This is a genomic window from Paenibacillus sp. CAU 1782, from assembly GCF_054551715.1.
On sequence record NZ_JBTOLL010000001.1, the window covers coordinates 1566120 to 1589891 of the forward strand.

Genomic DNA, 23772 nt, shown 5'->3' on the forward strand with positions numbered 1-23772 from the left:
CATCCCTTCTTTTTCTATTTATATTTAATTGCCCTTACCCTTTGATCGCGCCGATCATGACGCCTTTCACCAGATACCTCTGGATAAATGGATACACCGCCAAAATCGGGAGAGTCGCCACCATCATGGAAGCAAACTTGATGGAGTTGCCAGGCAGCCTGGCTCCGAATTGCGCCATCGCCTGCTGCTGCATAAACGACATGGAGTTTTCCGCGATGATTTTGTACAGCATCGTTTGCAAAGGAAGCAGCTCCTGCGAGCGAATGTAGATGACGCCTTGATAATAGTCGTTCCAATGGTAGACGGCCGAAAAAAGCGAGATGGTCGCGATGACTGCCATGCTGTTGGGCAGCACGATTCGAAACAGGACGCCGTAGTCCGAAGCTCCGTCCACCTTGGCGGATTCCTCCAGACTGACGGGAATGGTGCGGAAGAAGCTCATAAAGATGACCATGTTGAAAAACGAATACATGCCGGGAATGATGAACACCCAGAAATTATCGTATAGGCCCAGCTTCGTCATCAGAATAAAAGTCGGAATCAAACCGCCGGAAAACAACATTGTGACCAAAGCGATTTTCATATAAAGCTTGCGCCCGATCAACGTTGTTCTGCTAATTCCATAAGCTATTATGGCCGTAAACAACACATGCGCCGCTGTCCCCAACACAGTTCGGAGAGTGGTAATGTAAAAACCGTTCATCATGTGTTTGTCGTTAAATACTACGCGGTAGCTGTCCAGCGACAGAGCCTGCGGAAACCAGTTGACCGTGCCCAATATGGCATGCTCCGGAGCGTTAAGCGAATTAATGAGCACAAACCACATCGGATACAGCGTTGCAAAACATACCGCCAGCATCAATACGGTATTGCTGATTTCAAATAAGCCAATGTGGCGTTTTCCCCGTTTTTCCATGTTTTCGTCCTCCTCCGGTTAAAAGATGCTGTCGCCCGTCAGTTTTTTGGATGAATAATTGGCCAGGAACAACAGGCCAAGCGCTACGATCGAGCGGGCAAACAGAACGGCCGTGGAGAACGAATGGCGACCCGAAACCAGACCCATGTTGTAAATATACAAATCCAGGCTTTCCGCCATCCTCATGTTCATATTGTTTTTGAGCATGAAGATTTGTTCGAAGTTGCTTCCCAGCATACCGCTAACCGCCAGTATAAACAGGATTGCGATGGTTGGGCGTATGCTTTGCACCGTAATGAACCACATGCGCTGCCACCGGTTTGCCCCGTCCAGCTCCGCCGCTTCGTACAGCGCGGGATCGATGCCGGAAATCGCGGCAATATAGATGATGGCGCTCCAGCCCGTTTCCTTGAGCGTATCGGAAAAATAGGTGATCCACCAGAAATATTTGGGATCGCTGTTGTACAGGATTTCCCTTTCCTGAAGCCCCAGCGCCATAAACAATTGGTTGATGACGCCGCCTTCGCCCAGCCAATTGAGCATGATACCACCGAATATCGTCCAAGCGATAAAATGCGGCAGGTACGAAATGGTCTGGACCGTACGCTTAAAGCGGATGTTCCGGACCTCGTTCAGCATCAGCGCGAACAAGATGGGAATCGGAAATCCCAGCACCAGCTTGATGCTGCTCATGCCGAGCGTATTTCGGATGGAACGCCAGAAACGGTCGTCCGTCACAAAATCCTCGACATGCTTCAGACCAACAAAAGGCGACTGCAACATCGGTTTGGCGATGCTGTAGTCCATAAAGGCGATAATCAGCCACAACATCGGAATGTAGCAAAAGATAAACATCCAGACGATGCCGGGGATGACCATGCTTTGCAGCTGCCACTGTTTGATAAACGCTTTCATCATTCCATTTTTGGATTGGAACACATGCTTTGCCCCCTTCCATCTCATCGTATGAAAACGTCGCCAAAAATAAAAGGCTCACCATTTTTGACCCTATCCCATTTTTTTGGATTCCGTTAATTGGCTTTCGAAATGAAGTATGCTGGATATAAAAGAAAGGGGTGCCGACGTGTACAACACGCTGATTTGGGAGCAGAATTTTGGGAAGGGGACTTCCGGTTTAAAGGAATGGAACATCCGGCTCGGCAATGATTTGCTCGACGATAACGGCAATGCCGTCGTTCCGGGCTGGGGAAACGGAGAAGCGCAGTTTTACACGGGGCATGATAAAAATCTGTATATCGACGAGTCTGGCTTAAACCTGTGCGCTCGCCTTCAAACGACCGAGGTTGATAGTGACTCCGACGCTCATCTGCAAACGACCGAGGTTGATAGTGACTCCGACGCTCATCTGCAAACGACCGAGGTTGATAGTGACTCCGACGCTCATCTGCAAACGACCGAGGTAGATAATAGCCCGTATGCTCAGCCGCAATCACATGAATTAATTGGTAGGCGCTTTTTGTATACCTCCGCCCGTTTGGATACAAGGGATCACTTCTCCTTTTGCTATGGCAAACTGGTGGTTCGCGCAAAGCTGCCCGTCGGGCATGGATTGTGGCCCGCCATCTGGATGCTTCCGCAGACGCGGGAACACGGGCCTTGGCCCGCTTCCGGAGAAATCGACGTATGCGAAGCAAAAGGCCGTTTGCCCCGGCACATATTCGGCACGCTGCATCACGGCAAGGATTTCGAAAGCAAAATAACCGACGAATTCTCCCATGAGCTGCCAAGCGGCAGTATCGCCGAATTCCGCGACTACTCCCTGGAATGGAGTCCGGACTCCATCAGATGGCTGGTCGACGGACATTGCTTTGCCGAACGGAAGCTTGAACATGGCTCCGCGCCTTTTGATGTCCCCTTTTACCTGGTGCTCAACCTCGCCGTCGGAGGCTGGTACGATCAGGTGGAGGTGGACGAATCGGCTTTGCCCGCCGTCATGACCGTAGCCGGCATTTGGGTGTATCAGTAACGAAAAGGCGAAGCACAAACCTGATTTGTTGTGGTGGCAGGCACTGGGGAATCCAATCGCGGAATTTCAATGCTTGCTACAGGATCGTTCAGTTTCTTAACAAGGCCGTGCCTTCAATGCCAAGCAATTCCTCAGCCAGCCGGATCCGCTCTTTCAAAACGGATGCCTCCAACGCTTCGCCTCTGCAAGATCGGCTGAATAGCTCCTTCTCCTCCGCATTAAACGGAGAATTGTCGTCTTGGGTTAGGCGGCCATGTTCCTTCCAATAGCTAAACCATGGCAGTCCTTCGTTTTCCATAAACAAAACAATCTGGTCCACACAACGCTCAACGGTTTCTAATTCTTTGTGAAAACGAAAGTTGTAATGGTAGGAGAATTCGTTTTTAAAGCCATTGGCAGTTAAACCATTTAGAGCGACAAAATCATGGTATCAATTATCAGCCTGATACCCAAATTTAGACGAAAGGAGGAATCCGTCTTGTGCTTATGCACATGCAAAAACTCCACCCAATCCGGCTGGAGTCTTGTGTAGAAGCGAGGCTTGGTCATTTTAAAGCCAAAAACAGCCAACCGTTCCCCAACCTTTTTACGCACCTGTCCCGCATGCTTCCTCTCTAATGCCTCATCTTTCACGCGATTCCTCATCTCCCGCACTTGCACATATTCATGCTTATGGTCCTACAGTTATGTAGCCAAAAACTTATACATCCTTTTGAGGTAAAAAAGGCCCCAAAGCTTGTCCGACTTTTTCATTCAGCAGCAAATCGGCGTAACGGTCCATGGGCGTTGGGGTTTTGTTAATCAGCACAAGCCTGTCGCCCCGGTATAGTCTGACCAGTCCGGCTGCCGGCTGAACAGACAGTGAAGTCCCGGCCACGATGAGCATATCAGCTTTGGCAATATAATTGGCTGCGCTCTCTAACAGCGCCATATCCAAACTTTCCTGATAAAGCACGACGTCCGGCTTAATAACGCCTCCACACAGAGTGCATCGCGGTACGGCTCCCTTACTCTCCACAATGATGGACAAGGGATAAGGCTCCCGGCATTCCATGCAATAATTACGCTGTACGGAACCATGCAGTTCCAACACATTGCGGCTCCCGGCCAGCCCATGCAGGCCGTCGATATTTTGCGTAATGACGGCTTTTAGCTTGCCTTGCTTTTCCAGCTCGGCGAGTGCAAGATGAGCCGCATTTGGACGAGCGTCAGTATGAATCAGGCTGGAGGAATAAAAGCTGTAGAAATCCTCCGGATGCCTTCTAAAAAAGTCTCGGCTCAAAATCTCCTCCGGAGACACGCGACGATTGTCCACCTTGCGAAACAAACCGTCCGCTGATCGAAAATCCGGAATTCCGCTTTCCGTCGATACGCCCGCTCCGCCAAAAAACACAATGTATCGGCTCTCCTCCACCATCGCCTTCAGCTTGGCGGCGCCGCTTTCGTTATTCATCCTTATACCTCCTGAACTGCAAGTTAGCCTAAGCACATTCAACACCCGTCTGCGCGCTATCCGTGCCACTGTCTTACTGTCTATTATAGATTCGCTAAATTGGAATGAAAAGCTGATCAACCTTTCGATCCATCTTTCGATCCATCTTTCTTGATTCATTCTCATCAATAACTATGTTGCTACCCCCTAACCTTTATGCTGTATTGACGGCTCAACATTAATATTCAATGCGAAGATCTGAAACAGACTAACGGCTTCCTCCATTTGCCACGGTTAGTTTGCAAACATCAAGCCGTTCCTTGAAAAGTTGCTCGAAACTGGCTGCTGCGTGCTTATGGTCATCGATGACCGTTAGAGGCATTATTTAGTGGAAAAACCATTTTTAAAGGTCATTCGTGACCGTTAAAGCTCATTTTCGCCCAATATGCACCGTTTTTGAGCGCTAACGGCCACCGATGTCCGTTACCCAATCAAAATTCAGCATTTTGTGGCGCTAACAGCCATCGGTGACCGTTACCCAATCAGATTCCAGCCACTGAGACTCTACTGGTCACTGATGACCGTTACTCATTGAGAATCTAGCCGTTTACTCTATAGTCAGTGATGTCCGAAACTAGCTGCTGCGTGCTTACGGCCATCGGTGACCATTAGAGGCATTATTTAGTGGAAAAACCATGCGCTTACTTAGTTACGGAATTCAAAATTGTATCCAATAGCTCTGTACAATTTTTGAATCAACAAAAAAGAAGCATTTTCCGCTTCTCACGATGCGGAAAATGCTTCCTCTAGAGCAACTCTTCGATTATTGTGACTTCACTTCGGTTACACCGGTAACCGTGCCTTCGTTGGATGAGTCAAACGATGCTTTGTATTCGTCGTTAGCGAAATAGACATTGCCTTCAACCGTTGCTTTTGTAACAACAAAACCATTAGCTTCTACATATACGTCGCCTACAAACGTACCGCCTTGCAGACGTGTATTTTCGCTTTTGATCACGAGTTTTGGAGCCGTCAGCTTAAACGATGCCGTGATATTGTGGTCGGCGTCTTGCGTGTACAGTGCGATTTTGCGAGCGATGGCGTCCTTATTCGTAAATTCGCCTTCTACCACAAGCTCTTGGTCAAATGTCAGGTCGTTCAGCGTAGCTGCAATCCATGTGCCGTCCTTGCTAATCGCCTTCAGAAACGCTTCATTGTTGTCAACTACGGATGCGCTTGTTGTCGCATCTGCGCTATCCTTGCCTTTGTTTGCATCCTCTTTGCTGCTGCAACCAGCCATCAGGCCTGCTGCCAGCAGAAAAGTCATAGCCAGAACAGCTATCTTTTTCATGTTGTCTCTCTCCCTTTTTTTCGTATAAAGATTACATACCTATCATATGCAAAATCGAGATAAAACTATGTGATAATATTCACAAATTTTCATGAAATAATGTGGATATTTCACTTTTTCTGGAACATTTTCATCTGAAAATTGAACAACCTTTTACAAAATGGCGTCGCGTTTCAATTCGCCGGAATGAATGCCCGCAGAGGCTTCAGCTTTGGCGCTTTTCTCCTGACGCTTTCTGAAGGCCGTATAATAGAGACCCGCCACAAAAATGCCGCCCCCAACCGCATTGCCCAAAAACACGGGAACAAAGTTGGTGAAGTAGCCGGCCCATGTTGCATATCCCGCAAAAATAGCGGCCGGTATAACAAACATGTTCGCCACAATATGCTGAAAGCCCAGCGCCACAAACGTCATGGTCGGAAACCAAACGCCCAGCACCTTGCCCGCTCCGTCTTTTGCTCCATATGCCAGCCATACCCCAAGAGATACAAGCCAGTTGCAGCCAATCCCGGAAATAAAGGCATGAAGAAAGGTATCTTCCATTTTGTGTTCCGCTGTTGCAATCATTTTATCCAGGTAAGGTCCGCTCTCCAGCATGCCAAGCACGTGAGAGAACATGTAGGCAACGAAGATCGCTCCGGCAAAATTGCACAGCGTAATGATCGTCCAGTTTTTGGCCAGTTGAAGAACCGACGCCTTTTTGTGAAATACGGCCATCGACAAACTCATCATATTGCCCGTCAATAATTCGCCGCCCGCAATCATGACCAGAATAAGCCCGATTGGAAAAACAGCTCCCGAAATTAGCGAGGACAGACCTTCCCATCCTGCCGGCAGCGCCGCCGTGGAACGCAGCGCCAGCAAATAACCCAGCGAAACAAATGCGCCTGCCGCAAATCCAAGCGGTATTTGTTCAGACAATCCCATATTGGCTTTCTTGTACCCGGCCTGGAGGGCGGCCTGAGCGGTTTCCTCCGGTTTTAAAAATCCCATTTTTGATGTCACCTTTCCCCTCGTCTTCGCTTCAATCAACAGAGGTTGTTCAAAAAGGCCGCTTTTGATCACGAAGCATGCCTAGCGGCATGATCAGCATCGAATATGGGACTCAGCCGAAACTAAGCGTATGCTTCCGAAGTATGTTTCCTTCAGAAACATTTGAATTGCTCACTTAGCTCACACTAAGCTCCGCTACTCAGTTTCTTGCTTCGTCCCATCTTCTCGGTGCTGAAAACCAGACTTTTTGAACTCGCATTTACAGTGTATCAGCTAATAAATGACCGAAAAAATGATAATTCTCACAGGCATTTTTGCAACCCTATGCTAATGTACATGGGAATCTACAATCAAGGGAAGTGAAACTATGCAGGCTGTCGTTACGGGTAACGAGCAAATAATAGAAGGAATCTATAGAATGACTCTGGAGGGCCGCCATGGCGGCGAAGCCGGACAGTTCTACATGCTTCGCTGCTGGGACAGCTTCCCTCTGCTCTCGCGGCCAATCAGCATTCATGACCGAAATGAAGACAGCATAACCTTTCTTTACCGGATTCATGGCGGAGGCACAGAGTTATTGTCGAAGCTGCTGCCCGGGAATAGCCTGACGCTGGAGGGTCCCTACGGCAACGGATTTCCGCCGCCACAAGGACGAACGGCTCTTGTTGGCGGCGGCATGGGCATTGCGCCGCTCCTGCTGACAGCCAAACAAATGCCGGAAGCGGACGTTTACCTTGGCTATTCCGGAGAAGCCTTCACGGAGTCCTCCTTTCGCAGCCTTCGCAGGAGAGGCGGGCTGACCGTCGTCAACCGAGGAACCATACTGGACTCTCTGGATCCGCGCCAATACGATACGATCATGACCTGCGGACCCGTGCCGATGATGGAGGAACTTGCACGACGCTGTGCCGGAAGCGGCGCCTCTCTCTATGTTTCCGTCGAAAAAAGAATGGCATGCGGCATCGGGGCATGCAACGGCTGCGCGGTAGAAACCGCAAGCGGGATCAAAAAAGCTTGCGTGGACGGTCCCGTATTCCTGGCGGAGGAGGTGAATTTTCATGACCTCGCTTTGCTGTAATGTAGGAAAGCTGAGTTTAAGAAATCCCATCGTAATGGCTTCCGGCACGTTTGCGTTTGGCGCGCCTTATGCCAAGCTTTATCCGCTCAGCTCGCTTGGCGGCATTTCCACCAAAGGCTTGACCGTGGAACCGCGTTCCGGAAACCGCGGCACTCGCCTGATCGAGACGGCATCTGGCCTTATGAACAGTATCGGCCTTGAAAATCCGGGACTTTCCCATTTTCTTCAGCACGAGCTGGATCAGATGTGCCAACACGATACAGCGATTATCGTCAATCTTGGCGGAGGTTCCCTGGACGAATACGAAAAAGGAGCATCCATGCTGCAAAACTCCGCCGTAACGCGAGCCGCCGAAGGGAAACGCGGCATCGATATGGTAGAACTCAATATTTCCTGTCCCAATGTGAAGCAAGGCGGCATGCAATTTGGACTGCATACGGAGAAAGCGCGGGAAGCCGTACGTATCGTCAGGCGGATCACCGACCTGCCCCTAATGATCAAGCTTTCGCCCAATGCATCCGATTTGACCGGCATGGCGGCCATGTGCGAAGAGGAAGGCGCGGACGCCGTATCATTGGTGAATACCTTTCTGGCGATGTCCGTCGATCTTAAGTCGAGGCGAAGCTCCTTTCAACAGACGTATGCCGGATTATCCGGTCCTGCAATCAAACCGATTGCGCTTCGGATGGTTCATCAGGTATGCCGAAGCACCTCGCTCCCCGTTATTGGCATGGGCGGCATCGTAACGGCTCGGGACGTGCTTGAATTTATAATGGTGGGCGCTTCCGCTGTTCAGATCGGCACCGCCAATTTCATGAATCCGCACGCTGGAGCGTCGTTGGCAGAGGAAGTTGCGGAATTAATGAAGGAAGAACGTATTGAGTCTCTGGAAGAAATTCGTGGAGCCATTTAGGTGTGATAAATGTCACGTACAACTGTTTTCCAATACGTTATTATTAACTCAGGATTAGTAAGTGATAGGATTCACAAATTAGTAAACCCAGGAGGAATTTGTAATGAAGAAAACGGCCATGATTTTATCCACTCTTACCCTGCTTATGGGTCTGCTTGCGGGTTGCGGCGGCGGCAATAACGCCACTCCTTCTCCGAGCGTATCGGCTCCGGCACAAACAGAAACGGCTGCTCAAGCCCCGGAGGTTTCTGAAGGAACACAAGACGGTTATGCAGACGGCGTTTATTATGCCGAAGGCGAAATGAACGAAAAATCCGGCTGGAAAGAAATCGTTTCCCTCAAGGTTGAAGGCGGAAAAATCGTAAACGTTAACTGGAACGGCTTGAACAAAGACGGCGGACTGGACAAAAAAGCCGTGTCTGAAGCAGGCAAATACGGCATGGTCGCAAATGGCGGCGCAACGGCCGAATGGCACGTGCAAGCGGCCGACATGGAGAAATACCTGGTCGACAAGCAATCTCTCGATGAAGTTACCCTGAACGACGAAGGCAAAACCGATGCGGTAAGCAGCGTGTCCATCGGCGTAGGAGGCTTCGTGGAACTGGTCAAAAAAGCGCTTGACGCAGGTCCGGTTGAAGCTGGCCCTTACAAAGACGGCACTTATAAAGCAGAGGAAGCAGACTTTGATGCCAAAACCGGTTACAAATACAACGTAACCATCACCGTAACAAACGGCAAAATCATCGCGGCTCAATGGAATGCTACGCACAAAGACGGCGGCGACGACAAGGTTACCGTTTCCAAAAACGGCGAATACGGCATGAAGGAAAAAGGCGGAGCAATCGACGAATGGCATGTTCAATCCGCACGCGCCGAGCAATTCCTGATTGAGAAAAACGATCCGGCAGCAATCGTTTACGATCAAGAAAAACAAACAACCGACGCCATCTCCGGCGTAACCATCAAAGTAGCTCCTTTTGCGCAACTGGCTGCTCAAGCGCTTGAAGGCGCGAAATAATAACGGATTGGGCGAGTGCCATCATGCTTTCAGCGAGTCTTCCCGCTTTCGGGCAGACTCGCTGAAGCGGCACACTTTTAATAAGTAACAGGATGCCCTTTCCGCCAGGCATGCAATACTAAAAATAAGTGGGAATAACACCCTAAAGGGGACATGAACATGAAACGCATCATCGTACTTGGGGGCGGCTACGGCGGAGTATTGACGGCCAAAAAGCTGGGCAACAAGCTTAAAAAACAAACCGATTACAGAATTACGCTGATCGACCGCAAGCCCTATCATACTCTATTGACCGAGCTGCATGAAGTGGCAGCCAACCGCGTAGAAGAAGATTCCATCAAGATCGATCTCAAAAAGGTTTTCTCCGGCTTCAAAAACGTTGATGTCGTAATCGATGACATCACCAACATTGACTTTAACGCTCGCAAACTGCAAGGCGACAAAGCTTACGAATACGACTACCTGGTTATCGGAACGGGCAGCAAACCAACCTTCTTCGGCATTCCGGGCGCTGACGAGCATGCCTTTACGCTCTGGTCCTACGATGACGCCGTCCGTCTCAAAAACCATACGCAAGAAATGTTCCGCAAGGCAGCCAAGGAGCGCGATGCCGCTATCCGCAAGGAGTTGCTGACTTTCGTAGTTGTAGGCGGCGGTTTTACAGGCGTCGAAATGATTGGCGAGCTGGCCGAATATACCGAGGAATTGGCTAAGGAGCACTATATCGACCGTTCCGAAGTTTCCCTTCACGTAGCCGATATGGTTGACAAGATCCTCCCTATTCTTCCTGAGAAACTAATTCGCAAGGCGGAGAAACGTCTTCGCAAGATGAACGTAAACATTATTACCGGTTCCAAAATCACGGAGGTAAAAGAAAGCGGCGTTGTATTAAACGGCAAAGAAATTGCCTCCAAAACCGTGATCTGGACCGCAGGCGTCGAAGGCTCCGACCTTGCAGGCAACGTGGATGTTGAGCAAAAGGGACGCAAGCGCATCCTGACTAACGACAAGCTGCAGGTTCCGACGCACGAGGAAGTTTATGTCGTTGGCGACAACATCTTCTTCATTCCGGAGGGCGCAACCGCTCCCGTGCCTCAAATGGTTGAAAATGCGGAGCTGGCAGCGCCGGTTATCGCTCACAACATTGTGGCGGACATCCGTAAAACAGAGAAAAAATCGTATAAGCCTACCTTCCATGGCACCATGGTTTGTATCGGCAGCCGCTATGGCGTAGCTAACGTCGGCATGCCAGGCAAGATGTTCCAAATGAGCGGAATTTTCGCTATGGCGGTCAAACATCTGATCAACATGGTTTACCTGTTCCAGGTTTGCGGCTTCAACAAAGTGTATCATTATTTACTTCACGAGATCTTCCATGTCAGAAACAATCGCAGCCTTGTCGGCGGTCATTTTGCAAAACGTTCGCCAAACTTCTGGCTGTTCCCGCTTCGCGTAATGGCAGGCTGGCTATGGTTCAAGCAAGGCTGGGACAAAATCCATAAAATCATCGACAACCCGGACCATATTTTCCTGATTCCCGCAAAAGCGGCAGATGGCGTATCCGGCGCATCGGTAGCGACAGAAGGAGCAGCGGATGCGGTAACGGCAGCTTCGGACTATGCGGCAAGCGCAGTAACTGCCCTGCCTGTGCCTGACTTTATGAAATCGATGGTTGACTGGTCCATGGACCTCATGTTCTACAATAGCGACGGCGGATATACCTGGCTGGCGTACGTTTTCCAAGGCGGCATGGTTGGCGCCGAGCTGATTGTAGGCGTATTGCTCATCCTTGGCCTGTTCACGGCTCCTGCGGCGGTCGTTTCCGTAGCAATGGCTATCATGGTTTGGGTATCCGGCATGGCGCCAAGCGACATGATCTGGTACATGGCCGGCGGTGTAGCATTGATCGGCGGATCGGGCAGCACGCTTGGACTGGATTACTATGTATATCCAAGACTCAAAAAGATTTGGAAGAAGCTTCCGCTAGTCAAACGCTGGTACCTGTATACGGACTAACTAGCAACCATGTTCAAAAAGTTCGGTTTTCAGTGCCGAGAAAATGGGATGAAGGCAGAAATGCAGTAGCGGACTTTTTGAATCATCTTTTTGTAGATTTTCAACCGAGATTACGAGATAATGGGGAGTGGTAAAGATGACAGCCAAGATAACGCTTCTGAATGATACGATTGCCATGCTGCGCGAGCACATCGACAGAGGAACGGCAATCGCACTGGAAGACGGCACCATGGACGAACTGGTGCAAGAAGCCGTCGCCCTGGTGGAATCGTATCGTCTTGCCGCTTCCCGTAAAGTGACCGTTCTTGGCTGCTACATGCTGATCAGGCACGCTGTCAGAAAGCATCGGGATTTAACGCTGCTTGACAACGAAGCTTTAACACGAAGCATACTTGAAGGCGACTATTTGTACGGCATGCTGTATCGCTTGGCATCGGGCCGTAAGGAACTGATGCTCATGCAGCATCTGACCCCCTTCTACAAGAAGCTGCAGCTTGCGCTGCTGGAAGGTCAGCACCCCCGTCAACTGATGGCTGAGCTTAACGAGATGCTTCGTGTCTATCTCAATAAGCAATGTGCATAAGGAGGACGGTCATATGAAGCTGTACGATCAACTTGGAATCGACTTGGATGAGATTGACCGTACGCTGTGCAATGTATTGGAGAGCGATACCTCGCTCTCCTTTTCTGCGTCTCCGGTCCGGGAGCATGGTCTTTCTCTCGTACGGGCCGGAGGCAAGAGGCTGCGGCCCGTCATGGCGATTATTGGCGGCAGGTTTGGCCAGCCGGAGCGTTATCCCTACGTTCTGAAAGCCGCAGCCGTGCTTGAATACATTCATACGGCGTCGCTCATTCACGACGACATTATCGATCAATCACCACTGCGCCGCGGCGAACCTACGCTCCACACCTTGACAGGCGTCCCAAGGGCCGTTTTGATCGCCAACTACATGATGGCTCGCGCGGTTGAATGGGCAACCGAAACGCCGGAATCCGATCAGGAGCCGTCAGAGCAGGAGCTTGAACGCATCTCCTCCCTCGCCTCCGTCATTACCGAGCTTTGCCTTGGCGAATACAGCCAGCTCAGGGATCGTTTTAATTTTGACCTTTCGATTGACGACTATTTGGCCAAAACCAGAAATAAAACCGCTCTATTGATGGCCCATTGTCTTAAAGCAGGCGCTGATGCCGCAAATGCCGACAGCGCACATTCCGAGCTGCTGTTTCAATTTGGCGAAGCGCTTGGCATGGCGTTTCAGATCAAGGACGACGTTCTGGACTTTGCGGAGAAAAAAGAAACAATCGGCAAACCGGCAGGCGCCGATCTGCGAAACGGCAACATTACGCTGCCGGTGCTCTACGCAATGGAGGACCGCGAATTGCGCCGGGAGATTGTGGCTTTGAACAACGAAAGCCCCAAAGAGGATTTTGACAAGACGATTGCCCGCATTGCGTCCAGCGGTGCCATCCAGCGCTCTCTGAAGCTGGCGCAGGACTATACGAACAAAGCCGGCGAAGCAGCCGATCGTCTTGCATCCCACCCTGCGGGCGTTCATTTGATACCGCTAATGAACTATTTTGCACGGTGACCATACAAAAAGCTCCTCCCCACATGGAATCGACAATCTCTGAAGCACCGTCGATTTACATCGTGGCAGGAGGGGCTTTTTTGATTTTATTTAAAATTTTTTATATAATGGGAAGACTTTATAGCCTAATTTCAATTACCACGCTAAGGAGAAGCTTATCTTATGGGAAAAACGGCTCCAAAGCACCAAAAAGCTCTTATCCTCTTGTTAGCAATAGGTCTCGCAGCCTCTGTAGCTACAAACCTATATTTGTACAATTCAAGTAACGGAAAATTAGAAAGCTTTTCACAGCAGCAATATAATCAGGTGCTTTCGGATTACGAAAATGCCATTCTTTCCACTTCAAAATCAATTTTGTTAGCAGTAGAGAGCTCTATTGATAATAAGAAGATGGGCAGAGAAGAACTGTTGGATTTATACATGAGTTATAAGGAGTTAAACGAAAATCAAATTCAATATGCAAGTTATGTACAAGCGTATAACTCTCCTGAAGGAATAAAAGCGATCTCTCTGAAACCGGATGAACCTATTACACTTAATTATGTTCCTGGTTTTGTTTACTTAAATTCCAGTATTGCTTTGTTTGAAGAATTGCTTTTGCAAAGCAACACTAATTCTGAAGTAGTCGTAACCAATGATTTAGAAACACGTTTAAAACTTGCACTTGAGATCATTCAATTAAACACAGCGATTTATGAAAAATTCATTACTGAAGATTTTTCGCCATTATCAAACGAGGCAATTTTGACTCGGCTACAATTGCAAAAGGATTTGACGATTTCATTTAAACGGCTAACTGAGCTTGATATGGAACTATACAGACCGTGAACTAAAAAAAGCAAACGCTAAGAATGTTGATAATCAGCATTCTCGGAGTTTGCTTTTATTGATAATTCACCATGACGCTCTATAACAAAATGCCTGCCGTGACGGGAAGGGCAAAGGATATCAGAAACAACGTGTCCCTGGAGGACCAATTCAGCGCCCGGTAAGAGGTTCGCGCCGCGCCCAGCCGATAACCTCGAGTCTCCATGGAATCGGCCAAGTCGACCGCCCGCCGAAACGAACCGGCCAATACAGGCACCAGCAGGGACAGCAGCAGAAGCGCTCGCTTCATCAGCGGTTTTTCCGCCAGGTTGAGGCCTCGCGCCAGCTGGGCTTTCCAGATCCGCTCCGCTTCCTCAAATACGGTCGGGATAAAGCGCAGCGCAATGCCGATCATCAGCGCTATTTTGCCCGGAGACAGCCCGATAAACCGCAGCGGCCCCAGCAAGCTGCCAAGACCTTGAACCAGTGATTCCGGCCTTGTTGTAAAGGTCAAAATCGCCGCAAACGCAATAAACAGGATCATGCGGGACGCGGATACGATACCTCTCTCCAATCCTCCCGCGTACAGGGTAAACGGCCCCAGATCAATAAAGCTTTGGCCGCTTGTTTCGAACAAGACATGAAACAGAAATATAAACAGGATGATAAACGTTAACGGCTTTACCGCTTTTGCGAACATGGCCAGCGGTATGCGGGTGCTCAAAATGACGGCTGCGGCAAATGCCAGAAGCGCCGCTATGGAAGCATAGGAATCCGTTACGAATACCGCAGCCATAAACAAAAGCATGGATGCTGTTTTGGCGCGCGGGTCCAGTCTGTGTACCCAGGAGTCGCCTTCTATATATTTGCCGAACACGATTTTGGAACGCATACCTATCATCCTCTCTAAGGGGCCTGCTTTTGGCCGGAGAGCGCATCCGCAATCCAGCGAGCCGCCCCCTTGGGTGTCAGCATATTCTTCGGAAGAGGCACCCCCATGCCCTGCGACAATTCCTCCAGCAGGGAAAGATATTGCGGCACCGCTATCCCCGCTTCCTCCAGCATATCGCGGCGTTCCAGCAATTCTCCCGCCGGGCCTTGAAAAACACGGCGGCCTTTGCTGATGACGACAAAATCATCGCCATATGGCAATACTTCCTCCAGCCGATGCGTCACGATCAAGATCGTTTTCCCTTCGTCACGGCACAACGCCTTGAGCAAAACCAGCAGCTCTTCGCGGCTTTGCTGATCCAGCGATGCCGTTGGTTCATCCAATGCAATCACTTGCGGGCCCGATGCCAGCACAGACGCAATTGCCGCTTTTCTCATTTGCCCTCCGCTAAGCTGAAACGGGCTTTTGTCCAGAAGCCCGGCATCCAGCTCAACTTCCCCTGCTGCATTTCTGGCCGCTTCTTCCGCATCCTGCGGGCTATATCCGAAATTAAGCGGGCCAAAGGTAATATCCTGAAGAACCGTCTCTTCAAATAGCTGTTTCTCCGGAAACTGAAATACAAGTCCGGTGCTTCTGCGCAGCTTTAGCAGTGAAACCTCCAGTTCCTTCTTTTCCGCCCGGGTGCGCTTGCGAGGCTTGTTTCCCCCCGATGTAGCGCCGGCCTCCGCGCTTAAAGTGATGTCCCCGCTGGTTACCTTGCCCTCCATCGGCAGGAGCAGACCGTTCAAATGCTGCAGGAGCGTAGACTTGCCGGAACCAGGCGCCCCCAGCACAACCGTAAAGCTGCCTTTTTTCACCGTCAGATTTAATTGCTCAAGGCCTGCGGCCGGCTCGCTGCCGGCATCGGGATATCGGTAGGAGACGTTTTCCAGCCTAATGTCCATAATTGTTCCAGCACCTCCCTCTCTGTCAGACATTCCCCGATCGGAATGCCAAGCGCTTTGAGCTCCCGGGTTAACTGCAGGAGATAAGGCGTTCCCAGGCGGCAGGACTGCAACAGCTCGGCATTGCGGAAAAGCTCATGCGGCCTGCCATCACCGATAATAGCTCCGCCGCCGAGAGCAATCAGCCGCTCCGCAGCCAGCAGCTCGTCGGTATCGTGGCTGACGCACACCATCGTATAACGCTTGCTCTTGTGCATATCTCTCATTAGCGCAAGCAGCTCGTTTTTGGAGCCTTCATCCAGCATGGAAGCCGCTTCATCGAACAATATGATGCTAGGCTCCATCGCCAGCACGGATGCAAGCGCAACGCGCTGCTTCTGCCCGCCCGATAACATGGCGGGATGTCGGTCCAATAGCGGCGTTACGTGCAGCATGTCGGCGTAATGCTCAACCCGATGCTGCATCTCGTCTCTGGCCAATTGGCGGTTTTCAAGACCAAAAGCGATATCGTCGCGGACGGTTGCGCCAACAAACTGGTTGTCCGGGTTTGCAAATACCGTTCCGATGTCCATACGGATTTTCCATGACCGTTCCGACGCAAGCGCATGGCCGTGGATGGCGATTTCGCCTGACGTTGGCTTCAGTAACCCGTTTACGAGACGAAGCAGCGTCGATTTGCCGCAGCCGTTGGTTCCGGCGATCGCAACCCATTGACCCGCAGGAATCGTAAGGTCGATTCCTTGCAGAACGGGAGCTTCCTCACCGCTCCGGCAAAAAGAAACGTTTCTTAACGCAATGGCGGGCGGCTTCCCCTGCAGCTCGTTCATGACGCGTTCCCCTCCGCTCCGGCCTGAGCCTCTCCTTTTCCTCCGTTCAGCGTCCGCAGCCATTGAACCCGGCTTAAGGAATCAATGAGCTTGCCGCAGACCACGCCAACAAACACGCCGGTTACAACGCCGGAAACCAGAAGGAAAGGCAAATAATAAAAAATTTTTGTCGTGCCTAGCACCAACGAGGCAGCGCCAAGCTGTCCTAAATTATGGGCTACGCCGCCTACGACGCTGACGGCAATCAGACTAAACGCGCCTCTTCCCGCTCTTAGCATAATCAGCATGATGACAAAGCTGCCCAATGCCCCCAGCAAACTGAACATAAAGGTGGAAAAGCTGCCCAATATAAACGACGTCAACACTGTTTTGAGCAAAATAAGGCTGAGCGCGTCCCTGGCGCTGAACACATAAAGACAGGTCAGCACCATGATGTTGCCCAGCCCCAGCTTGGCTCCCGGTATGGCGACGGCAAACGGGATCAGCGATTCCACAATGCCGAGCACAACCGCTACGGATGCAAAAATCGCGATCAGGACCGTTCTGCGAAGCTCGTCTTCCTTAGGATACGAAAGCATCGACTTCATCCCCGCTTCCCGCAGGACCCGTTATTTCAACGAAAATACGGTTTGGCAAACAAACGATATTTTGCCCACTATGAACGATATGGCCAAAACCGAGACAAAGCTGGTCGGGGCAATCCGCTTCCAGCATTTCGATTCCGTGTTCCGACACGCGCAGCAAATTGTAGCCGCGGCTGGTGCGGATTTCGATATCATGGGCTTCCTCCGTCAACTCTACTGTCTCGTAGTGCTCTCCATTGACCGTGATTTCAGCCGTTGATGCGGCGGAAGCCGTATCTTCCTTACTATTAAATAGAAGGGGAACGATAAACCATGCCATAACGGCAAGCAGCACCGTATAGATGACCAAATCGCCGCCTCTAATCTTTTTCTTTTTCATTACGCCGCCTCCTCTGATCTCATTTCGCAAGTACGTCTGCGGACATTTTTGCTCTATAAATTCATTATGATTTGAGCGCCTTGGAGGTACTATGACTTTCGTCACATATGGATGTTGTGTCATTTGATACTGTTAAGACAACACCATTTCAGGACGACAAGAGAGGGATTTCGGTATGGGCAAAAGGAAAGGAATGCCGTTGTTCATTGTCATGATGGCGATTATGATCGCCGTTGCCGGCTGCTCGGGAGGAAATAAGGAGAATCAATCTGCTACGGAAACATTAACGCCTAAGGCTGAAACGTACTTTATTTTTGATACCATCGTAACATTGCGTGTTTATGATGACAAGATGACCGAGTCGCATTTCCAAGAGGTCAAGGAGCTGCTTCAGGAGATCGACAGCCAGATGAACCGGCAGCAAGAAAGCAGCGAAATCGGCCAAGTGAACAAAAATGCGGGCATCGCCGCCGTAAAGGTATCGCCGCAAACGATGACGGTTGTCAAAAGGGCGCTTTATTACGCCTCCATCAGCGACGCTATGTTTGATCCTTCCATCGGCCCGATCACCGATCTGTGGGGCGTAGGCAGCGACCACGCCGCGGTCCCCTCGGAGGAGGCTATTCAGGAGCGCAAGGCTCTGGTTAATTACCGGGATATCACTCTTGACGAGGCGAACAGCACCATCAAGCTGGAAAAGCCGGGCATGATCATTGATTTGGGGGCTATTGCCAAGGGATACGCCGCGGACGTCATGGCGGATTATTTGAAGGAAAAAGGGTTCAAAAGCGCCATCATCGATCTTGGCGGCAATGTGCTCGCCATGGGCGCCAAACCCGGGGGATCGGATTGGCGAATTGGCATTCAGACGCCGGAGGAAGCGCGCGGCAACCATCTGGGCATGCTGCCCGTCAAGGACAAAACGATTGTTACTTCCGGCGTATATGAGCGCTATTTTGAGGAAAACGGAAAAATGTATCATCATCTTATGGACGGAACAACAGGATATCCCGTCGACAAGGATCTGCTCAGCGTTACAGTCGTTACCGATGTGTCCATGAACGCGGACGCCATGTCTACCGCCGCCTTTGCTTACGGTGTCGAAAACGGCATGAAATTTATTGAGGAACAGGAAAATGCGGAAGCCATCTTTGTGACGACGGAGCATGATGTCTATCTGACAAGCGGGCTAAAAGGCGTATTCCAGCTCACGAACGAAAGCTTCCATCTGGTTGAATAGAGAGGATGGCTGCGCTCCAATAGAGCAGAAACGCTTCTAGAGCAGCCTGCTTCGGTCGGCGGGGCAATTGCTCCGTACGAAAGACGATCGGCGCTTGGGCGGTGACGCTTCGCGGCGACGCTTGGCGGTTACGCTTCGCGGTGACGCTTGGGCGGTGGCGCTTCGCGGTGATGCTTCGCGGTGGCGCTTCGCGGTGGCGCTTCGCGGTGACGCTTCGCGGTGGCGCTTCGCGGTGACGCTTCGCGGTGGCGCTTCGCGATGACGCTTCGCGGTCATGCTTCGCGGTGACGCTTCGCGGTGACGCTTCGCGGTGACGCTTCGCGGTGACGCTTCGCGGTGACGCTTCGCGGTGACGCTTCGCGGCGACGCTTCGCGGTGACGCTTCGCGGTGGCGCTTCGCGGTGACGCTTCGCGGTGGCGCTTCGCGGTGACGCTTCGCGGTGGCGCTTGGCGGTGACGCTTGGGCGGTGACGCTTCGCGGTGGCGCTTCGCGGTGATGCTTCGCGGCGACGCTTCGCGGCGACGCTTCGCGGCGACGCTTCGCGGTGGCGCTTCGCGGTGACGCTTGGGCGGTGACGCTTGGCCGGTGACGCTTGGCCGGTGACGCTTGGGCGGTCTGCCGAGAACTGACTGCAAAACTACGGTCATCTATGACCGTTAGAGCCCTTTTTTCACAAAAAAAACCATTTTAATGGACATTCATGACCGTAAAAGCTTGATTTCGCCCCAAAAACATAACTTTTGAGCGTCTAAAAGACATGGATGACCGTTAGCCGATGCGAAGGCTGACTTATGGAGCTCTGACGGTCATAAGTGACCGTTAGCCGATGCGAAGGCTGACATTTGCAGCTCTGACGGTCATAAGTGACTAAGCTTGACCCATAACGGTTCCAATTTTTTGGAAACTGATTTTCTTGAAATTAATAGACTTTTTTAGAGGCAACCGTTATCCATAAGATTCTTAAAATGGGAACTAAACCCTTTTTCAAGGGTTGGAAACAAACTGGGTTATTGAAAAAAACCATGACTTGCCTCCGCATCCCCAACGTGAAAGCTACACTTTCACAAAAAAGACAGTTGAGCTTCTACGAAATAAGCTTAGGATCTACTATATATTGGTAAATCAGCGTACTTTCCACTCTTTTTCTGTGCTCATATTGAGCTAATATGGATTTCCATTTCTCTGGAAGCATTGTGGGTCAAGCTTAGTCATAAGTGACCGTTAGCCGTTGCCAAGGCTGACATTTGCAGCTTGGACGGTCATGCGACCGTCAGCCAATGCGAATGCTAACATTTGCAGCTCTGACGGTCATAAGTGACCGTCAGCCAATGCGAATGCTGACATTTGCAGCTCTGACGGTCATGCGACCGTTTGCCGATTCGAATGCTAACATTTGCGGCTCTGACGGTCATAAGTGACCGTTAGCCGTTGCAAATGCTAACCTTTGCAGCTCTGACGGTCATAAGTGACCGTCAGCCAATGCAAATGCTAACATTTGCAGCTCTGACGGTCATGCGACCGTTTGCCGATGCGAACGCTAACATTTGTAGCTCTAACGGTCATAGTGACCGTTAGCCCAGCACTAAAAATCTGGTTACCCAGGCGCTCAAACAAAAAGATGACCCCAGCCCCACTTTTATCGTGGTTTTGGAGTCATCTTTTTTCCTTGGGACGTAGTCCCGTTTAGTCTTCTTTGAAAATCGGCGTCAGAGTCAGTTCAAAAGCAAACTGCTTTTCGTCCAGCCGGTATTTCTCCAGCAGTTGAGGGCCGCATGAATTGGAGCCTACGCCGCTCATTTTGTAATCCACCGTCACGATGGTTTCTTCGCGCGAAACCAACTTGTGAGTATGCGTCGCCGCTGTCAAATCGGCTGCCGTATAATGCAGCGCCTGGAAGGAAAACGGCGCCGGCGCATCAAAGCGCAGCCCCATGCCCAACTCGCTCGTTACGGCTGCCCACTCCGTACCGAATCTGGAGCCCGTTTCCTGCGGCATGATGTAAGTGCGGGCCATTTCATCCACGCTAAGCAGATATTTGCCTTTCCGCACGCTTGCCCGTTTATCGATATAGCTTTCATGAGGGCCGTAGCCGTAATATTCCACTTCCTCCGTCCCCTTCGGCATAACCAGCTCTACGCCAAACCGCGGCAGGAATGGAACATCTTCGCGGACATCCGCGCTAACCGCCAATGTAATGGAACCATCGGGCTGGAAGTGCCATTTGGATTCACCACGCAGCAGCGGGCTTCGAGTGTGGCTGCCAAGCGAAAACGCCGCAGAAGCAACAATCGAACCATTTTCCAACGTTTCCCACGACGAGCTGTATACCTTCATGACCGCCCGGTCAAAGCCTTCACGCTCCCAATCCTGGCGGATATTCCTGTCATTATCCGCAGGCGCGCGCCATACGGTAAAGCGTGCCGGCTCCTTCAACATTTGAACGCCATGGCGGCTAGCCTCCGCCAGCGTACCCTTGCGCAAATCGAAGACATGGCGGAAATCAAAGCCGGAAATCGTAAGCAGTCCGCCTGCTTCGCCGGCGCTTATAAATGCCGCGCGTTGAAGGGCAGCCTCTGAACCCGCTTGTCCGTTGTCTGCCAAACCTTTGGCGGACGCAGCCTTATTAACCTGGAACTGCGCAAACGTAATTTCATGCCCCGCAGGAGCCCAGCGCGTTTCTCCATGCTCCCAAACCGATACCGTCAATACTTCATTGTCGACGCCTTGAGCGGTATACGGAATTTGCACTAGCTGTGATTCCCCTGCCGCCGCTGTTAGAGGCGCTGCCGTTCCTTGGTCCACCAGCACGCCGCCCGATTCCAGCTTCCAGCGCAGAGACAGGTGGGACAGGTCGATAAAGTCATACCGGTTCTCTACTTTAAAAATGCCGCCGCCGATATCTCCAGCCGTCACATATACCGGAGCGATAACCTGCTTCAGCTCCAGCAAGCCGATATGCGCCTTTCTGTCCGGCGACACCAGTCCGTCGATGCAGAAGTTGCCGTCATGCGGCGTTTCCCCAAAATCTCCGCCGTAAGCAAAATACGGAACGCCGGATGGCGTTTTGACGGCGATGCCGTGATCGTTCCACTCCCAGACGCATCCCCCCATCAGCTTCGGATGAGCGTAGATAACGTCCCAGTAATCCTGAAGATCGCCTGGCCCATTGCCCATGGCGTGGCTGTATTCGCATAGGAACAGCGGTTTTGTATTCTCTTCATTTTGAGCGTATTGGGCTATGTCGCTTGTGGAGGCATACATCCGGCTTTCAAGGTCCAGACAATCCACATTGGTATCGCCCAAATAATGCGGAGCAGCTCCCTCGTAATGGACCGGCCTTGAATTGTCGCGTGCTCTTGTCCATTCCGCCATCGCCATATGGTTGGCGCCATAGCCGGATTCGTTGCCAAGCGACCAGATGATGACGGAGGCATGGTTTTTATCCCGCTCCACCATACGTACGGCACGATCAACAAAGGAATCCTTCCATGCCGGATCGGTAGCCAGCTTATGGAAAGCCACTTCTCCTTGCTTGCCGGTATTGTTCACGCCATGGCATTCCAGATCCGCTTCATCGATGACATAGAAGCCGTATTCGTCGCAAAGATCCAGAAAGCGCGGATCGTTAGGATAATGAGAGGTGCGAACCGTGTTGACGTTATGCTGCTTCATCAGATCTAAATCCTTGATCATGTGATTTACGGGAATACTTTGTCCCAAAACGGGATGAGAATCGTGGCGGTTAACGCCTTTCAGCTTAACCGGGCGACCGTTAATACGGAAAACGCCGTCCTTGATCACAATGGATTTAAAACCAATGCGGAATCTCAGCACTTCGCCGCCCGCCTGCAAATAAAGCTCGTACAAGCGCGGCTGCTCTGCATTCCACAGCTGCGGGCGGTTAACCTGCAAGCTAAGGACGCCATTGCCGTCGATGCTGCCTGACGCTTCGCCTACCTTCACGCCTTGCGGGTCCAGAAGCTCGGCGGCCACGTCCAGCGCTGCCGTTGTTTCCAGCTCTACCGACACTTCGCCGGAGGAGAAGTCCTCTTGAAGCAGCGGTTTAGCGAACACATCACGGATATGAGCCGAATCACGCGATACGAGATATACATCGCGGTAAATGCCGGAGTAGCGCCACAAATCCTGATCCTCCAGGTAAGTGCCGTCGCACCACTTGAGCACAAGCACCGCGATAGTGTTGCTTCCGGCCTTGACATGCGCCGACAAATCAAATTCCGACGGGATACGGCTGCCTTGGCTATAACCAACAAAAGCGCCGTTTACCCAGACATAGAAGCAGGCATTAACGCCTTCGAATACAACAAACGTTTTTTTGCCCATCCAGTTTGGAGACAGGTTAAAATCGCGCACATATGCGCCGGCAGGGTTTTGGTCCGGCACAAACGGCGGATCGTATGGTATAGGATAATTGATATTGGTATATTGCATCCCGTCATAACCGTTGGTTTGCCAACAGGAAGGCACAATAAGACTGTCCCAATCGCCGAGGCGAACCGAATCTTCATTATGGAAAGCGGGGTCCACTTCCTGCACGCTTTTGTGATAACGGAATTTCCATGCGCCATTCAAGGTTTGATAATGGGGCGAGCTTCCGCGACGTCCGGTCTTCGCTCCCGCTTTGCTGTCATAGGGAATAAAGGATGCCCGCGCCGGTTCGCGGTTGATGTGGAGACAGTCCAACTGCTCCCACTCACGGCTGATCGTCATTTTGCCAACACTCCTTAGCTGAATTTGATTTCATTATAGAGGTGAGCTATGATCGGAAGGAAGAAACAAAAGCG

General features: G+C 51.1%; 22 protein-coding genes. 9 read left to right on the plus strand and 13 right to left on the minus strand.

What is annotated here, in order from left to right:
- Nucleotides 1–34 precede the first annotated feature (34 nt).
- Together ACX93W_RS07570 and ACX93W_RS07575 are read right to left on the minus strand one after the other, a co-directional pair.
- A complete protein-coding gene (locus tag ACX93W_RS07570) occupies nt 35–916 on the minus strand; it encodes a carbohydrate ABC transporter permease (RefSeq protein ID WP_459391682.1) in 882 nt (293 codons plus the stop codon).
- 18 nt (nt 917–934) lie between these two features.
- The gene (locus ACX93W_RS07575; protein WP_459391683.1) at nt 935–1855 is read right to left on the minus strand and encodes an ABC transporter permease; all 921 of its coding nucleotides are present in this window, start codon (nt 1853–1855) and stop codon (nt 935–937) included.
- A 145-nt stretch (nt 1856–2000) separates the two neighbouring features.
- Here ACX93W_RS07575 and ACX93W_RS07580 point away from each other — a divergent pair, with 145 nt between their 5' ends.
- The gene (locus tag ACX93W_RS07580; protein ID WP_459391684.1) at nt 2001–2903 is read left to right on the plus strand and encodes a glycoside hydrolase family 16 protein; all 903 of its coding nucleotides are present in this window, start codon (nt 2001–2003) and stop codon (nt 2901–2903) included.
- Between the two features lie 88 nt (nt 2904–2991).
- Here the strand turns inward: ACX93W_RS07580 and ACX93W_RS07585 are convergent, their stop codons facing one another.
- The 5 genes from ACX93W_RS07585 to ACX93W_RS07605 form a co-directional block, all read right to left on the minus strand.
- The gene (locus ACX93W_RS07585; protein WP_459391685.1) at nt 2992–3201 is read right to left on the minus strand and encodes a hypothetical protein; all 210 of its coding nucleotides are present in this window, start codon (nt 3199–3201) and stop codon (nt 2992–2994) included.
- Nucleotides 3202–3311: 110 nt separating this feature from the next.
- Nucleotides 3312–3536 (minus strand): hypothetical protein, encoded by a 225-nt coding sequence (locus ACX93W_RS07590; RefSeq protein WP_459391686.1) that lies wholly within the window; start codon nt 3534–3536, stop codon nt 3312–3314.
- Nucleotides 3537–3603: 67 nt separating this feature from the next.
- Nucleotides 3604–4356, minus strand: coding sequence for an NAD-dependent protein deacylase (locus tag ACX93W_RS07595; protein WP_459391687.1), 753 nt, complete (start codon nt 4354–4356; stop codon nt 3604–3606).
- An 802-nt stretch (nt 4357–5158) separates the two neighbouring features.
- Nucleotides 5159–5686, minus strand: coding sequence for a hypothetical protein (locus tag ACX93W_RS07600; protein WP_459391688.1), 528 nt, complete (start codon nt 5684–5686; stop codon nt 5159–5161).
- Between the two features lie 153 nt (nt 5687–5839).
- Nucleotides 5840–6679, minus strand: coding sequence for a formate/nitrite transporter family protein (locus tag ACX93W_RS07605; RefSeq protein WP_459391689.1), 840 nt, complete (start codon nt 6677–6679; stop codon nt 5840–5842).
- Nucleotides 6680–7046: 367 nt separating this feature from the next.
- Between ACX93W_RS07605 and ACX93W_RS07610 the strand changes: the two genes are divergently transcribed.
- The 7 genes from ACX93W_RS07610 to ACX93W_RS07640 all read left to right on the plus strand — a co-directional run bounded on the left by ACX93W_RS07610 (nt 7047) and on the right by ACX93W_RS07640 (nt 14121).
- Nucleotides 7047–7757 (plus strand): dihydroorotate dehydrogenase electron transfer subunit, encoded by a 711-nt coding sequence (locus ACX93W_RS07610; RefSeq protein ID WP_459391690.1) that lies wholly within the window; start codon nt 7047–7049, stop codon nt 7755–7757.
- Nucleotides 7738–8670, plus strand: coding sequence for a dihydroorotate dehydrogenase (locus ACX93W_RS07615; protein ID WP_459391691.1), 933 nt, complete (start codon nt 7738–7740; stop codon nt 8668–8670). The genes ACX93W_RS07610 and ACX93W_RS07615 overlap by 20 nt, the downstream gene beginning before the upstream one ends.
- Before the next feature lie 103 nt (nt 8671–8773).
- The gene (locus ACX93W_RS07620) at nt 8774–9688 is read left to right on the plus strand and encodes an FMN-binding protein (RefSeq protein ID WP_459391692.1); all 915 of its coding nucleotides are present in this window, start codon (nt 8774–8776) and stop codon (nt 9686–9688) included.
- Nucleotides 9689–9847: 159 nt separating this feature from the next.
- Nucleotides 9848–11704 (plus strand): FAD-dependent oxidoreductase, encoded by a 1857-nt coding sequence (locus ACX93W_RS07625; RefSeq protein ID WP_459391693.1) that lies wholly within the window; start codon nt 9848–9850, stop codon nt 11702–11704.
- Between the two features lie 136 nt (nt 11705–11840).
- On the plus strand, nt 11841–12287 hold the full coding sequence (locus ACX93W_RS07630) for a hypothetical protein (RefSeq protein WP_459391694.1): 447 nt from the start codon (nt 11841–11843) through the stop codon (nt 12285–12287).
- 13 nt (nt 12288–12300) lie between these two features.
- Complete coding sequence (locus ACX93W_RS07635) at nt 12301–13293, plus strand: polyprenyl synthetase family protein (RefSeq protein ID WP_459391695.1); 993 nt, start codon at nt 12301–12303, stop codon at nt 13291–13293.
- Between the two features lie 162 nt (nt 13294–13455).
- Nucleotides 13456–14121 (plus strand): hypothetical protein, encoded by a 666-nt coding sequence (locus ACX93W_RS07640; protein WP_459391696.1) that lies wholly within the window; start codon nt 13456–13458, stop codon nt 14119–14121.
- Nucleotides 14122–14200: 79 nt separating this feature from the next.
- On the opposite strand, the gene ACX93W_RS07645 is transcribed toward ACX93W_RS07640, so the two are convergent.
- The 5 genes from ACX93W_RS07645 to ACX93W_RS07665 are packed head-to-tail and all read right to left on the minus strand — an operon-like array spanning nt 14201 to nt 17726.
- Complete coding sequence (locus tag ACX93W_RS07645) at nt 14201–14992, minus strand: energy-coupling factor transporter transmembrane component T family protein (protein WP_459391697.1); 792 nt, start codon at nt 14990–14992, stop codon at nt 14201–14203.
- Nucleotides 14993–15006: 14 nt separating this feature from the next.
- Complete coding sequence (locus ACX93W_RS07650; protein ID WP_459391698.1) at nt 15007–15936, minus strand: ATP-binding cassette domain-containing protein; 930 nt, start codon at nt 15934–15936, stop codon at nt 15007–15009.
- Nucleotides 15858–16763: an ATP-binding cassette domain-containing protein gene (locus ACX93W_RS07655; protein WP_459391699.1), complete on the minus strand. Its 906-nt coding sequence runs from the start codon at nt 16761–16763 to the stop codon at nt 15858–15860. Before ACX93W_RS07655 ends, ACX93W_RS07650 begins: the two co-directional genes overlap by 79 nt.
- Nucleotides 16760–17350 carry a Gx transporter family protein gene (locus ACX93W_RS07660; protein WP_459391700.1) on the minus strand — a complete coding sequence of 197 codons (591 nt, stop codon included), beginning with the start codon at nt 17348–17350 and terminating at the stop codon, nt 16760–16762. Before ACX93W_RS07660 ends, ACX93W_RS07655 begins: the two co-directional genes overlap by 4 nt.
- The gene (locus ACX93W_RS07665) at nt 17325–17726 is read right to left on the minus strand and encodes a NusG domain II-containing protein (RefSeq protein ID WP_459391701.1); all 402 of its coding nucleotides are present in this window, start codon (nt 17724–17726) and stop codon (nt 17325–17327) included. Before ACX93W_RS07665 ends, ACX93W_RS07660 begins: the two co-directional genes overlap by 26 nt.
- A 175-nt stretch (nt 17727–17901) precedes the next feature.
- Between ACX93W_RS07665 and ACX93W_RS07670 the strand changes: the two genes are divergently transcribed.
- A complete protein-coding gene (locus tag ACX93W_RS07670; protein ID WP_459391702.1) occupies nt 17902–18966 on the plus strand; it encodes an FAD:protein FMN transferase in 1065 nt (354 codons plus the stop codon).
- Nucleotides 18967–20650: 1684 nt separating this feature from the next.
- Here the strand turns inward: ACX93W_RS07670 and ACX93W_RS07675 are convergent.
- On the minus strand, nt 20651–23698 hold the full coding sequence (locus ACX93W_RS07675) for a glycoside hydrolase family 2 TIM barrel-domain containing protein (RefSeq protein WP_459391703.1): 3048 nt from the start codon (nt 23696–23698) through the stop codon (nt 20651–20653).
- Nucleotides 23699–23772: the final 74 nt, after the last annotated feature.

Bases quoted from the DNA above. Each gene is read 5' to 3' on its own strand.
- ACX93W_RS07665 (WP_459391701.1), bottom strand. From the start codon at position 17,726: ATGAAAAAGAAAAAGATTAGAGGCGGCGATTTGGTCATCTATACGGTG.
- ACX93W_RS07610 (WP_459391690.1), top strand. From the start codon at position 7,047: ATGCAGGCTGTCGTTACGGGTAACGAGCAAATAATAGAAGGAATCTAT.
- ACX93W_RS07605 (WP_459391689.1), bottom strand. From the start codon at position 6,679: ATGGGATTTTTAAAACCGGAGGAAACCGCTCAGGCCGCCCTCCAGGCC.
- ACX93W_RS07655 (WP_459391699.1), bottom strand. From the start codon at position 16,763: ATGAACGAGCTGCAGGGGAAGCCGCCCGCCATTGCGTTAAGAAACGTT.
- ACX93W_RS07620 (WP_459391692.1), top strand. From the start codon at position 8,774: ATGAAGAAAACGGCCATGATTTTATCCACTCTTACCCTGCTTATGGGT.
- ACX93W_RS07635 (WP_459391695.1), top strand. From the start codon at position 12,301: ATGAAGCTGTACGATCAACTTGGAATCGACTTGGATGAGATTGACCGT.
- ACX93W_RS07675 (WP_459391703.1), bottom strand. From the start codon at position 23,698: ATGACGATCAGCCGTGAGTGGGAGCAGTTGGACTGTCTCCACATCAAC.
- ACX93W_RS07650 (WP_459391698.1), bottom strand. From the start codon at position 15,936: ATGGACATTAGGCTGGAAAACGTCTCCTACCGATATCCCGATGCCGGC.
- ACX93W_RS07595 (WP_459391687.1), bottom strand. From the start codon at position 4,356: ATGAATAACGAAAGCGGCGCCGCCAAGCTGAAGGCGATGGTGGAGGAG.
- ACX93W_RS07625 (WP_459391693.1), top strand. From the start codon at position 9,848: ATGAAACGCATCATCGTACTTGGGGGCGGCTACGGCGGAGTATTGACG.
- ACX93W_RS07670 (WP_459391702.1), top strand. From the start codon at position 17,902: ATGGGCAAAAGGAAAGGAATGCCGTTGTTCATTGTCATGATGGCGATT.
- ACX93W_RS07630 (WP_459391694.1), top strand. From the start codon at position 11,841: ATGACAGCCAAGATAACGCTTCTGAATGATACGATTGCCATGCTGCGC.
- ACX93W_RS07570 (WP_459391682.1), bottom strand. From the start codon at position 916: ATGGAAAAACGGGGAAAACGCCACATTGGCTTATTTGAAATCAGCAAT.
- ACX93W_RS07660 (WP_459391700.1), bottom strand. From the start codon at position 17,350: ATGAAGTCGATGCTTTCGTATCCTAAGGAAGACGAGCTTCGCAGAACG.
- ACX93W_RS07640 (WP_459391696.1), top strand. From the start codon at position 13,456: ATGGGAAAAACGGCTCCAAAGCACCAAAAAGCTCTTATCCTCTTGTTA.
- ACX93W_RS07600 (WP_459391688.1), bottom strand. From the start codon at position 5,686: ATGAAAAAGATAGCTGTTCTGGCTATGACTTTTCTGCTGGCAGCAGGC.
- ACX93W_RS07645 (WP_459391697.1), bottom strand. From the start codon at position 14,992: ATGCGTTCCAAAATCGTGTTCGGCAAATATATAGAAGGCGACTCCTGG.
- ACX93W_RS07585 (WP_459391685.1), bottom strand. From the start codon at position 3,201: ATGGAAAACGAAGGACTGCCATGGTTTAGCTATTGGAAGGAACATGGC.
- ACX93W_RS07615 (WP_459391691.1), top strand. From the start codon at position 7,738: ATGACCTCGCTTTGCTGTAATGTAGGAAAGCTGAGTTTAAGAAATCCC.